At 68.5% G+C, this 11,729-nt stretch carries 14 protein-coding genes; 9 read left to right on the plus strand and 5 right to left on the minus strand.

Features of this window, described 5'->3' with window-relative positions; genetic code table 11:
- The 5 genes from BB334_RS18690 to thpD all read left to right on the plus strand — a co-directional run.
- On the plus strand, positions 1-205 hold a 205-nt coding region (locus BB334_RS18690), incomplete at its 5' end, for a hypothetical protein (RefSeq protein WP_232756728.1).
- 128 nt (positions 206-333) lie between these two features.
- Complete coding sequence (ectA, locus tag BB334_RS12205) at positions 334-855, plus strand: diaminobutyrate acetyltransferase (RefSeq protein WP_083200409.1); 522 nt, start codon at positions 334-336, stop codon at positions 853-855.
- A 36-nt stretch (positions 856-891) separates the two neighbouring features.
- Positions 892-2,157, plus strand: coding sequence for a diaminobutyrate--2-oxoglutarate transaminase (gene ectB, locus BB334_RS12210; protein ID WP_068808764.1), 1,266 nt, complete (start codon positions 892-894; stop codon positions 2,155-2,157).
- 33 nt (positions 2,158-2,190) lie between these two features.
- The gene (locus BB334_RS12215) at positions 2,191-2,601 is read left to right on the plus strand and encodes an ectoine synthase (protein ID WP_068808765.1); all 411 of its coding nucleotides are present in this window, start codon (positions 2,191-2,193) and stop codon (positions 2,599-2,601) included.
- Between the two features lie 99 nt (positions 2,602-2,700).
- Positions 2,701-3,615: an ectoine hydroxylase gene (gene thpD, locus BB334_RS12220; protein WP_068808766.1), complete on the plus strand. Its 915-nt coding sequence runs from the start codon at positions 2,701-2,703 to the stop codon at positions 3,613-3,615.
- A gap of 70 nt (positions 3,616-3,685) precedes the next feature.
- Here the strand turns inward: thpD and BB334_RS12225 are convergent, their stop codons facing one another.
- Entirely contained in the window at positions 3,686-4,135 is a 450-nt protein-coding gene (locus tag BB334_RS12225; RefSeq protein ID WP_068808767.1) for a c-type cytochrome, read from the minus strand.
- 162 nt (positions 4,136-4,297) lie between these two features.
- Between BB334_RS12225 and gluQRS the strand changes: the two genes are divergently transcribed.
- Together gluQRS and BB334_RS12235 are read left to right on the plus strand one after the other, a co-directional pair.
- A complete protein-coding gene (gluQRS, locus tag BB334_RS12230; protein WP_083200410.1) occupies positions 4,298-5,224 on the plus strand; it encodes a tRNA glutamyl-Q(34) synthetase GluQRS in 927 nt (308 codons plus the stop codon).
- Positions 5,221-5,628: a CoA-binding protein gene (locus tag BB334_RS12235; RefSeq protein ID WP_068808768.1), complete on the plus strand. Its 408-nt coding sequence runs from the start codon at positions 5,221-5,223 to the stop codon at positions 5,626-5,628. The genes gluQRS and BB334_RS12235 overlap by 4 nt, the downstream gene beginning before the upstream one ends.
- Here BB334_RS12235 and clsB read toward each other — a convergent pair.
- The 4 genes from clsB to BB334_RS12255 form a co-directional block, all read right to left on the minus strand.
- On the minus strand, positions 5,625-6,785 hold the full coding sequence (clsB, locus tag BB334_RS12240; RefSeq protein ID WP_068808769.1) for a cardiolipin synthase ClsB: 1,161 nt from the start codon (positions 6,783-6,785) through the stop codon (positions 5,625-5,627). The two genes, BB334_RS12235 and clsB, sit on opposite strands and share 4 nt — an antisense overlap.
- A complete protein-coding gene (locus tag BB334_RS12245) occupies positions 6,782-7,531 on the minus strand; it encodes an endonuclease/exonuclease/phosphatase family protein (RefSeq protein ID WP_068808770.1) in 750 nt (249 codons plus the stop codon). Before BB334_RS12245 ends, clsB begins: the two co-directional genes overlap by 4 nt.
- 21 nt (positions 7,532-7,552) lie before the next feature.
- Complete coding sequence (gene nadA, locus BB334_RS12250; RefSeq protein ID WP_068808771.1) at positions 7,553-8,653, minus strand: quinolinate synthase NadA; 1,101 nt, start codon at positions 8,651-8,653, stop codon at positions 7,553-7,555.
- An 87-nt stretch (positions 8,654-8,740) separates the two neighbouring features.
- Positions 8,741-9,193: a rhodanese-like domain-containing protein gene (locus BB334_RS12255; RefSeq protein WP_068808772.1), complete on the minus strand. Its 453-nt coding sequence runs from the start codon at positions 9,191-9,193 to the stop codon at positions 8,741-8,743.
- A gap of 66 nt (positions 9,194-9,259) precedes the next feature.
- Here BB334_RS12255 and BB334_RS12260 point away from each other — a divergent pair, with 66 nt between their 5' ends.
- Both BB334_RS12260 and glnA read left to right on the plus strand, forming a co-directional pair.
- On the plus strand, positions 9,260-10,450 hold the full coding sequence (locus BB334_RS12260; protein ID WP_068808773.1) for a cation diffusion facilitator family transporter: 1,191 nt from the start codon (positions 9,260-9,262) through the stop codon (positions 10,448-10,450).
- 199 nt (positions 10,451-10,649) lie between these two features.
- Positions 10,650-11,729 (plus strand): type I glutamate--ammonia ligase (gene glnA, locus BB334_RS12265; protein ID WP_068808941.1); only part of this gene is annotated, 1,080 nt, incomplete at its 3' end.

Here is an 11,729-nt window from a genome sequence, read left to right on the forward strand (position 1 = left end):
CCGACCGATGACAGAGACCGACACCTACAGCCAGACCACGACCGCCACTTTCCACGCTTTCCCTGCCGACGCCGGTCGCCGCGTTCCTGCGGCCTCCCTGCGGGCTTCCTTTGCCCGCCAGCCGGCGTCCTTCTCGTCGCAGCGCGCCGCGCACCGCCGGCACGACCTCCACGGTCGCCGCAGCGACCAGCCGCTTCCTCCCTGAGCCTCTCCCCGCTGCGCCATCCGGGCGCGCCGCCCGCTGCGCGCGCCGGCTGACAGCGACCCGCTGTCGGCGCACCGCCGTCACCACCACGCCGTGACCCGCACTGCCATGCCCATGGAGGCCAACTCTTGCACGCAACCGATACCAACGTCATTGCCACGACCACCTTCCGCGCCGCCCGCCACGGCGACGGCGCCGCGTTGTGGGAGCTGGTCGGCCGCGCCGGCACGCTGGAACAGAATTCCGCCTACTTCTATCTGCTCTTCGCCGCCGACTTCGGCGACACCTGCCTGATCGCCGAGCAGGACGGCGAGACGGTCGGCGCGGTGATCGGCTACCGTCCGCCGCGCGACCCGCAGGCCGCCTTCGTGTGGCAGATCGGCATCGACGGCCGCCATCAGGGCCAGGGACTGGGGGCGCGCCTGCTCGAGCGCTGGCTCGCGCTGCCGGCCAATGCCGACGCGCGCTGGCTGACCGCCACCGTGGCAGAGGACAACGCTCCCTCGGCGCGCCTGTTCGAGGGCTTCGCCCGCCGTGCCGGCGTCGCCTGCGAGGTGGTACCGCATTTCACCCCCGAGCTCTTCCCGCATCCACACCCCGCGGAACGCCTGTTCCGCATCGGGCCGCTGGCGCCGCGCGCCGCAGTCTGAGACCAGACCGACAATGACAAGGAAAGGAGAATCCCTATGAACGTGTTCGAACGCCATGAATCCGAAGTCCGCGGCTACTGCCGCAATTTTCCGACCGTCTTCAAGACCGCCAAGGGCGCCTGGATGACCGACAGCGAGGGTCGCAAGTACCTCGACTTCTTCGCCGGCGCCGGCGTGCTCAACTACGGCCACAACCCGGACAAGCTCAAGCAGGCGCTGATCGACTACGTCGCCGCCGACGGCATCACCCACACGCTCGACATGTACAGCGAGGCCAAGGCGCACTTCATCGAGCGCTTCCAGGAGGTGATCCTCGCCCCCCGCGGCCTCGACTACAAGATGCAGTTCCCCGGCCCGACCGGCACCAACGCGGTCGAGGCGGCGCTCAAGCTGGCGCGCAAGGTCACCGGCCGCGAGCGCATCGTCAACTTCACGAACGCCTTCCACGGCATGACTCTGGGCTCGCTCGCGGTGACCGGCAACGGCTTCAAGCGCGCCGGCGCCGGGGTGCCGCTGAACCACACGATGGCGGTGCCTTTCGACGGCTACATGGGCGAGGACGTCGACACCCTCGACTACCTCGAGCGCCTGCTGATCGATGACGGCAGCGGCCTCGACGCCCCCGCCGCGGTGATCCTCGAGACGGTGCAGGCCGAAGGCGGCGTCAATGTCGCCAGCGTCGAATGGCTGCGCCGCCTGCGCGAGATCACCGAGAGCCACGGCGTGCTGCTGATCGTCGACGACATCCAGGTCGGCTGCGGTCGCACCGGCAAGTTCTTCAGCTTCGAGGATGCCGGCATCGTTCCCGACATCGTCACGCTGTCGAAGTCGCTGTCGGGCTACGGCCTGCCCTTCGCGCTCGTGCTGTTCAAGCCCGAGCACGACCAGTGGGCGCCGGGCGAGCACAACGGCACCTTCCGCGGCCACTGCCCGGCCTTCGTCACCGGCGCCGCCGCGCTCGACTTCTGGCAGGACGCCTGGCTCGAGAAGTCGGTGATCGCCAAGGGCCGCATGGCCACCGAGCGACTGCAGCGGCTGCTGCGCAACACCGGCGTCAAGGGCGAGGTGCGCGGCCGCGGCCTCATCCTCGGGGTGGCTTTCGAGGACGCTGAATTCGCCGGCCACATCTCCGCCGCCTGCTTCGAACGCGGCCTGATCATCGAGACCGCCGGCGTCAACGACGAGGTGCTGAAGCTGCTGCCGAGCCTGACCATCAGCGAGGAAGAGCTCGCCCATGGCCTCGACATCATCGAGCAGGCCTGGAAGGCGACCCTCAAGGGCGACGCCCGCGACGCCGCCTGAAGCAGACCCAACCGAATCCACAAGGAGAACCGCATGATCGTCAAGCATCTGGACCAACTCATCGGCACCCCGGCCGATGTCGACACCGAACAGTGGGCGAGCCGCCGCTTCATCCTCGCCAGCGACAAGCTCGGCTACTCGGTGACCGACACCCTGATCAAGGAAGGGGCCGAACTCGAGATGGAGTACCGCAACCACATCGAGACGGTGTACTGCTTCGAGGGCGAGGGCGAGATCGAGGACCTCGCCACCGGCACCGTGCACCCGATCCGTCCCGGCACGCTGTACGCGCTGAACCTGCACGATCGCCACATCCTGCGTGCCAACAAGGGCAGCCACATGCGCATGGTGTGCGTGTTCAACCCGCCGCTCACCGGCGCCGAGGTCCATGACGAGACCGGCGCCTACGCCGCGCCCGAGGCGATGCTCGCAACCGCTGGCTGAGCACACCCCATCCCCGGACGGGCATCGCGGCGCGGCCGCGGTGCCTTTTTTGCGTGAACCTGCACGGCCGCACGCCGTGCGTCAGGAGGACCCCATCCGATGACTGATCCAAACCGAACCGCCGCCAGCCTGGCCGACCGCTATCCGTCGCGCATCGCCGCCGAGCCCTCGGTGCTCGAGCGTCAGGATCCGGTCGTCCATGGCCGCGCCGAGGACGGGCCGCTCGACGCCGAGCGGCTCGCCTTCTACGAAAACAACGGCTACCTCTCGTTCGAGGCCTTCTTCAGCGCCGAGGAGATCCGCCCCTACCTCGACGAGCTCGCCCGCCTGCGCGCAAGCGAGTCGGAGCGCGCCGCCCCCGAGGCGGTGATCGAACCCGACAGCGGCGAGCTGCGCTCGATCTTCGCGGTGCATAAGAACAACGCCGTGCTGCGCGAGCTATGTACCCATCCGCGCCTGGTCGCGATCGCCCGCCAGCTGCTCGGCGACCAGGTGTACATCCACCAGTCGCGCATCAACTACAAGTCGGGCTTTCGCGGCCGCGAGTTCTACTGGCACTCGGACTTCGAAACCTGGCATGTGGAGGATGGCCTGCCGGCGATGCGAACGCTGAGCTGCTCGGTGAGCCTGACCCCGAACACCGAGCACAATGGCCCGCTGATGGTGATCCCGCGCTCCCACCGCAAGTACGTCGCCTGCATCGGCGAGACGCCCGAGAACCACTACCGCAAGTCGCTGCGCAAGCAGGAATACGGCGTGCCGGACGAGGACAGCCTCGCCAGCCTGGTGGCCGAGGGCGGCATCGTCGCGCCCAAGGGGCCGGCCGGCTCGGTGACCTTCTTCGACTGCAACCTGATGCACGGCTCCAATTCGAACATCACCCCGCTGCCGCGCAGCAACGTCTTCATGGTCTTCAACAGCGTGGAGAACCGGCCGCAGGCGCCGTTCTGCGGGCTGGCGCCGCGTCCGGCATTCATCGCCGAGCGCGAGGACTTCCGCCCGCTCGGCGACTGAGTCGGGAACCCGCTGCCGGAACGAAAAATGGAGGCCCGCGGGCCTCCATTTTTTTGCCGTCGGGCGTGGCTTACTGCGACTTGGCGACCATGAAGTCGACCGCGGCCTTCACCTCTTCGTCCGACAGCGAGGCGCCGCCACCGCGCGGCGGCATCATGCCCTTCTCGCCGGTGAAACCTTCGATCGCGTGCTTGTACATGAGATCGTTACCTTGGGCGATGCGCGGACCCCAGTCGTCCTTGTTGCCCGGGATCGGCGCACCGGCGACGCCGGAGGCGTGGCACAGGGCACAGGTCTTCTTGTACACGCTCTCGCCGTTCGGGCCGGCGGCGGCCTGCTGCGGTGCCGGCGCCGCGGGTGCGGCCGCCGGAGCCTGGGCCGCGGGTGCGCTCGGCGCCTGCGAGGCGGGTGCAGCGGGGGCGGCAGGGGCGGACGCCGGGGCGGCGGGCTGCTCCTGGCCGCCGCAGGCGGCGAGCAGGCTGACCAGCGCGCTGGCGAGGACGAGCTTGGTGGTTTTCATGTAGTTCTCCGTTGTCTGTCCGTGGGGAACCCGCGGGGACGAGCCGCGGGACGATGGTGAGGATTCTAAAGAGGCGCACCCAGTCTGAGATTGATATCCATCAAGTAGCGCCCGGCGCGCACGGCCGGGCGGCGCCACCGAGGGCTGCTATCATTTCGATCAATGACCGTCCCCCGCCTCCCCTACGTCGGACGCTTCGCGCCCACGCCGAGCGGCCCGCTGCACTTCGGTTCGCTCGTCGCCGCAACCGGCAGCTGGCTCGAGGCGCGCGCCCATGCCGGGCGCTGGCTGCTGCGCATCGAGGACCTCGACACGCCGCGCAAGGTGCCCGGCGCCGAGGAGGCGATCCTCGCCGCCCTCGGCGCCTTCGGCTTCGAATGGGACGGCCCGGTCGTGCGCCAGAGCGAGCGCACCGGAGCCTATGCGGCAGCCTTCGAGCGCCTGCGCCAGGCGGGCCAGGTCTATCCGTGCGCCTGCACCCGGCGTGAGATCGCCGACTCCGCCCTCGCCCGCGACGGCTCGCCGCGCTATCCGGGCACCTGCCGTGACGGCCTGCCGCCGGGCCGCCGCCCGCGCGCCTGGCGGGTGCGCGCCGAGGGCTTGGCCTGCTTCGACGATGCGATCCAGGGGCCGCAGCGCGAGGAACTCGCCGAGGAGATCGGCGACTTCATCGTGCGCCGTGCGGACGGCATCTTCGCCTATCAGCTCGCGGTCGTGGTCGACGATGCCGAAGCCGGTGTGAGCCACGTGGTGCGCGGCGCCGACCTGCTCGAATCCACCGGTCGCCAGATCCTGCTGCAGCGCCTGCTCGGGCTGCCGCAGCCGGCCTACGCCCACCTGCCGGTGGCGGCCAATACCGCCGGCGAAAAACTCTCCAAGCAGACCCTGGCGCGCGCCCTCGACGCCGCCTCGGCGCCGGCGACGCTGGTCGCGGCGCTCGATTTTCTGGGCCAGCGTCCGCCGCCCGCCCTCGCCCGCGCGTCCCTCGCCGAGGTGTGGGCGTGGGCTGGCGCGCACTGGCGACTGGAACAGGTTCCCCGCTGCCGCTCGATCGCGGTGGCATCCACCCACGACGAGGAGTGCCCATGATCGAAGACAACGACGGCCTGCGCCGCCTGCTGCAGGAAACGAAGACCATCGCGGTGGTCGGCCTGTCGCCCAGACCGGATCGCCCGAGCAACGAAGTGGCGACCTACCTGCAGCGTGCGGGATACCGCATCATCCCGGTCAACCCAGCCTGCGAGGAGGTGCTCGGCGAGAAGTGCTACCCCAGTCTGCGCGAGATCCCGGTGCCGATCGACCTCGTCGATGTGTTCCGTCGTCCGGAGGACGTGATGCCGATCGTAGAGGACGCGATCACGATCGGCGCCCGTGCGCTCTGGCTTCAGCTCGGTGTGATCGCGCCGCAGGCCGCGGCGCGCGCCGAGGAAGCCGGGCTGAAGGTGGTGATGGACCGCTGCACCAAGATCGACCACCGCGCGCTGCTGGGCTAGTGCTTTTCGCCGTAGCCCGCGATGCCGATCGCCCACCTGACGAACTGGTAGGCCAGCCAGGTCAGCGCCCGCTTGAAGCGCGGCAGGCGCTGCCACGTTTCATGATGCAGCTCACGGGCACCGGCCTCGAGCGCGCGCTCCACGCTCGCGCGTAGCGTGCCGGCGAAGCGCTCGTCCTCCACCACCAGGTTGGCCTCGCGCGCCAGCATCAGGCTGAAGACGTCGATGTTGCTGGAGCCGACGGTGGCCCAGCAGCAGTCGACCACCGCGACCTTGGCGTGCAGCTGGCTGCGGTGGTACTCGAACAGGCGGATGCCCTTTTCCAGCAGGTAGGGATAGAGCGCGCGGGTGGCGTACTGCTGGATCGGGTGGTCGGCCACCCCCTGCAGCAACAGGGTGATCCGGACCCCGCGCTCGGCCGCATCGACCAGCGCGGCGCGGAAGCGACGACCAGGAAAGAAGTAGGCGTTGGCGATCAGGATGTCGCTCTGCGCCGAGTTGATCGCCTCGAGGTAGGCGTCCTCGATGTCGTGACGATGGCGCAGATTGGCGCGCACCAGGAATGCGGCCTCGATGTCGCCCGCCGGCGCGGTGTGCGCGGGCGTCAGCAGCCGCGGCAGCCCTTTCCGGCTGCGCAGCCCGGCCCACGACACCAGCCACCACAGGCGGTGGGCGGAATGCACGATTCGCCCGAGCACCGGCCCCTCGACCCGCACCGCATAGTCGTAGCGCGGAAAGGGAGGGCCCTTGGGATCGTAGTCGTCGAGGATGTTGATGCCGCCGACGTAAGCCTCGCGGCCGTCGATCACCACCAGCTTGGCGTGCAGCCGACGCAGCCGATGGCGACGCAGCGACAGCGCGCGCAGTTCGCGGCGGTAGATCAGCACCTCGACGCCCGCGGCGATCAGCTCGTCCATCAGGCTGCGCACGAACTCGCGGCCGCCGAAGCCATCGACCATCACGCGCACCGTCACCCCGCGTCCGGCCGCGCGCGCCAGCGCGTCGGCAATGCGGCGGCCGGTTGCGTCGGCGGCGAAAATGTAGGTCTGAAGGTAGACCTCGCGCTCGGCTGCGTCGAGCGAGGCCTCGAGCGCAGGAAAGTAATCGTGCCCGTTCTCCAGCAAGCGCAACGCATTGCCGGAAATCGCTCCCCTCAAACCATGACCTCCAGCTCGGCGGTGAGTGCGGCATGATCGGAGATCCTCGACCATGGCTGCCCGAAATGAACCTGGGCCTGGCGAACGCGGAAACCGCGCACGTAGATGCGGTCGAGGCGGAAAAGGGGCAGCCTGCTCGGGTAGCTGCGCGGCGGGTTGCCGCGGTTGGCGGCGAAGGCCTCGGTGAGGCCGAGCCGGCGGCCGAGCAGCAGATCGGCCTGGTTGCGCCAGTCGTTGAAGTCTCCGGCGATGATCAGGGGCGCGCCCCCGGGCGCGAGCACCTCGAGGCGCTCGGCGATCGCTTCCATCTGCCGTCGCCGCCCGCCGCCGGTGAGGCCGAGATGAACGCACACGCAATGCACCGGCTCGGCGAATTGCGGCAGTGAGATCTTGCAGTGCAGCATGCCGCGGCTCTCGAAGCGGTGAGCCGAGACGTCGGTGTTCTCCGTCGATACGATCAGATGTCGGCTGAGGATGGCGTTGCCATGGTGGCCATGGTCGTACACCGCGTTGCGGCCATAGGCATGCTGAGGCCAGATCTCGTCGGCGAGGAATTCGTGCTGCGGCTGCACCGGCCAGTCGGCATGACGCGACGGATGCAGGAGATGGAGGCCCTGCACCTCCTGCAGAAAGACGAGGTCGGACTGCAGGTTGCGCAGCCGCTCACGCAGTTCGTGCACCACCATGCGGCGGTTGAACTGCGAGAAGCCCTTGTGGATGTTGTAGCTGCAGATCCGCAGGGTCATGGCCGACGCTTTCGCACGTGTTCAGGACACCGCGAGCATCCGCTCGAGCGCCAGGCGCGCAAGCGTCGCCTCGTGTGCCGGCACCCGGATCGGATTCACCACCTTGCCCTCGGCCAGGTTCTCGAGCGTCCACGCCAGGTGCTGCGGATCGATTCGCTGCATCGTCGAGCACATGCAGACGGTGGGCGCCATGAATTCGACGATCTTGCCTTCCGGCTTCATCTCGTCGGCCAGTCGGCTGACGAGGTTGAGCTCGGTGCCGACCAGCCAGCGCGTATTGGCCGCGCCGGCCTTGATCGTGTTGATGATGTACTCGGTGGAACCGACGTAGTCCGAATTGATGCAGACGTCGAGATTGCTCTCGGGGTGCGAGATCACGATGCCCTCGGGATGCTGCATGCGCCAGCGGCGGATGTGGCTCTCCTGGAACATCTGATGCACCGAGCAGTGGCCCTTCCACAGCAGGATCTTGGCACTTCGGATCTGCTCGGGGCTGAGGCCACCGTGCTCGAGATCGGGATCCCACACCACCATCTGCTCGAGCGGGATGCCCTTCTTGTATCCGGTCCAGCGCCCGAGATGCTGGTCGGGGAAGAACAGCACCTTCTCGCGCTGCGCGAAGGCCCAGTCGAGGATGGTGGGCGCATTGGTGGAGGTGCACACGATGCCGCCGTGCTCGCCGCAGAAGGCCTTCAGGTCGGCCGCGGAATTGATGTAGGTGACCGGGGTGATCAGCTCGTCCGGCTTGCCGAGCACCTCGGCCAGCTCGCGCCAGCAGCGCTCGACCTTGGCCAGGCTCGCCATGTCCGCCATCGAGCAACCGGCGGCGAGATCGGGGAGGATCGCGATCTGCTCCGGTTTGGACAGGATGTCGGCGACCTCGGCCATGAAGTGCACCCCGCAGAACACGATGTATTCGGCGTCGGTCTGCGAGGCAAGCTTGGCGAGCTTGAGCGAGTCGCCGGTAAGGTCGGCGTGCTGATAGACGTCGGCGCGCTGATAGTGGTGGCACAGGAGCACCGCGCGGTCGCCGAGCTTCGCGCGCGCGGCCCGGATGCGCTCCTGGGCCTGTGCGTCGGCGAGCACGTTGAAGCGGTCGAAGCTGATGGTGGCAGTCTGCATGTCGTGAAGCCTGAAAGGGTTGGGACTGGGACCGTCGCGCGGCGCCGGGGTTTCCTCACCGGCGCCGCCGTTCGGGTCGAAGCGGGATCAGCCCTGCTGCCAGGGCAGGCCGGCGTGGCGCCAGCCCCCGATGCGATTGCGCTGGCCGTGGGCGTCGCGGTCGCCCTCGAAGCCTTCGAGGATGTTGTAGCAGTTGCTGTAGCCCGCCTCGCCCGCCAGCCGCGCCGCGGAATCCGACCGCGCGCCCGAGCGGCACAGGAACAGGACCAGCGCTTCCGGATCGACCTGCTGCCGAAGCTGCGCGAGGAAGGCCGGATTGCGTTCGCCCGAGGGCCAGCTGTTCCACTCGATCTCGACCGCATCGGGCACCCGACCGACCCACTCCCATTCCGCGCGCGTGCGCACATCGACCAGCCTGGCACCAGGCGCGAGCTGCCACACCTGCCATGCCTCGGCCGGCGTGAGCGCGCCCTGGTAGGGGAGGTTCAGGTTTTCCGCCCGCTCGCGGGCCAGGGACAGGAGATCGGACAGGGTTCCCATGCAGGCATCCGGCTAGAATTGGGATCAGACCACAAAGTATAGCGCGTCCGATCGCCAAGCCCCGAGATGAAGCCCACCGCCGTCACCCCCCTGCCCAGCAAGCCGCTCGAGCGCCCCGCCGACGAGGTCGCGCGTGCGCGCGGCATCCAGCGCGCGACCCTCGTCGCGGTGGCCACCAACGCCATGCTCGCCATCGGCCAAGTCGTCATCGGCCTGTTCGCCGGCGCCTTCAGTCTCGTCGCCGACGCCGCCCACACCCTGTCGGACCTGGTCACCGACCTGCTGGTGCTGTTCGCCGGCCGGCGCGGCGCCGACCCCGCCGACACCAACCACCCCTACGGCCACGGTCGCGTGGAGACCGCCACCACCCTGCTGCTCGGCCTGGTGCTGGGCGGCGTCGGCGTCGGCTTCCTGTGGAGCTCGGGCCTGCGCCTGCAGAACCTGTCCCAACTGCCGACCCTGCACCCGGCGGCGCTGGGAATGGCCTTGCTGACGCTGGCGGCGAAGGAGGGCCTGTTCCGCTTCACGCTGGCAGCCTCGCGTCGGCTCAAGGCGCCGATGCTGGAGGCCAACGCCTGGCATGCACGCTCGGACGCGGCCTCCTCGCTGGTGGTGGCCGCCGGCATCGGCGGCAGCCTCGCCGGCTATCCCTTTCTCGAGCCGCTCGCCGCCGCGGTCGTCGGCTTCCTGATCCTGCACATGGGTGTCAGGCTGGTCCGCAGCTCGGTGCGCGAACTGATCGACACTGGCCTGCCTTCAGAGCAGCTCAAGGAGATCCGCCGCATCATCCTTGAAACCCCGGGCGTGATCGGACTGCACGAACTGCGCACCCGGCGCATGGCCGACCGGGTGTTGTGCGACGCCCACATCCAGGTCGCGCCGAGAATCACCGTTTCCGAGGGGCACCGGGTGTCGGACGCGGTGTTCCTCCGGGTGCGCGACGCCTTCCCCGAGGTGCGCGACGTGCTCGTCCACATCGACCCGGAGGACGACGGCGAGCTGCAGGTCGTCCCCCCCGGGCCGATCCCCGAACGCGCCGAGGTGGTCGCCACCATCACCGACCTGCTCGACGGCTGCGGGACGCATGCGAGCCGGGTGCAGATCCACTACCTCGGCCACCGCGTCGACGTCGACGTGATCCTCGCCGCCGAACCGGCGGCGCAATCGCTCTCCCGCCTGCGCCGCGTCACCGACGCCTGGCTCAAGGCCCACCCCCGCTACCGCTCGATCGAGTACTTCGTCCGGCTTGCACCATGACGGTGCATGCAGCAGCCGAAATGCACCAGATCGGGGCCCAATCTTGGCGCATCACGCGCGAATTGCCTTGTGGCACAATGGCCGAACGGCCGGCACAGCCTTGGCATGGATACTGCTTTCTTGCCTTCCAGCATCCGCCAGTACGGACAAGCGACCCAAAACCGTCCATCGCATCAGCGCACCAGGAGTGAGAGTGAACATGAACGCTCAAGACGTCTTGAAAATGATCCAGGAAAACGAGGTCCGCTTCGTCGACCTGCGTTTTACCGACATTCAGGGCAAGGAGCAGCACGTCGGCCTGCCGGTGTCGGCCTTCGAGGAAGAGCACTTCGAGCACGGCCACCCGTTCGACGGCTCGTCGATCGGCGGCTGGAAGGGTATCCAGGCCTCGGACATGATCCTGCTGCCGGAGCCCTCGACCGCCTACATCGACCCCTTCTTCGACGAGACCACCCTGGTCCTGTCGTGCGATGTCATCGAGCCGTCCGACGGCAAGGGCTACGACCGCGACCCGCGTTCGATCGCCAAGCGCGCCGAGGCCTACCTGAAGAGCACCGGGATCGGCGACACCGCCTTCTTCGGCCCCGAGCCCGAGTTCTTCATCTTCGACTCGGTCGAGTGGTCGATCGACATGTCCGGCGTGTATAGCAAGATCTTCTCGGAAGAGGCGGCCTGGTCGACCGCCGACAAGTTCGAGGGCGGCAACACCGGTCACCGTCCGCGCGTCAAGGGCGGCTACTTCCCGGTGCCGCCGGTCGACAGCCTGAACGACATCCGCGCCGCGATGGTCCTCGCGCTCGAGGCCTGCGGCGTGCCGGTCGAGGTGCACCATCACGAGGTGGCCAACGCCGGCCAGTGCGAGATCGGCACCCGCTTCAGCACCCTGACCCAGCGCGCCGACTGGACCCAGGTGCTGAAGTACATCGTGCACAACGTCGCTCACCAGTACGGCAAGACCGCCACCTTCATGCCGAAGCCGATCGTCGGCGACAACGGCTCGGGCATGCACGTGCACCAGTCGATCTGGAAGGACGGCCAGAACCTGTTCGCAGGCAACGGCTACGCTGGCCTGTCGGAGATGGCGCTCTACTACATCGGCGGCATCATCAAGCACGCCCGTGCGCTCAATGCGATCACCAACCCGGGCACCAACTCCTACAAGCGCCTGGTGCCGCACTACGAGGCCCCGACCAAGCTCGCCTACTCGGCGCGCAACCGCTCGGCCTCGATCCGCATCCCCTACGTCGCAAACCCCAAGGGCCGGCGCATCGAGGCGCGC

It is taken from the genome of Thauera phenolivorans (assembly GCF_001696715.1).
In the GTDB taxonomy this organism is placed as follows: domain Bacteria; phylum Pseudomonadota; class Gammaproteobacteria; order Burkholderiales; family Rhodocyclaceae; genus Thauera; species Thauera phenolivorans.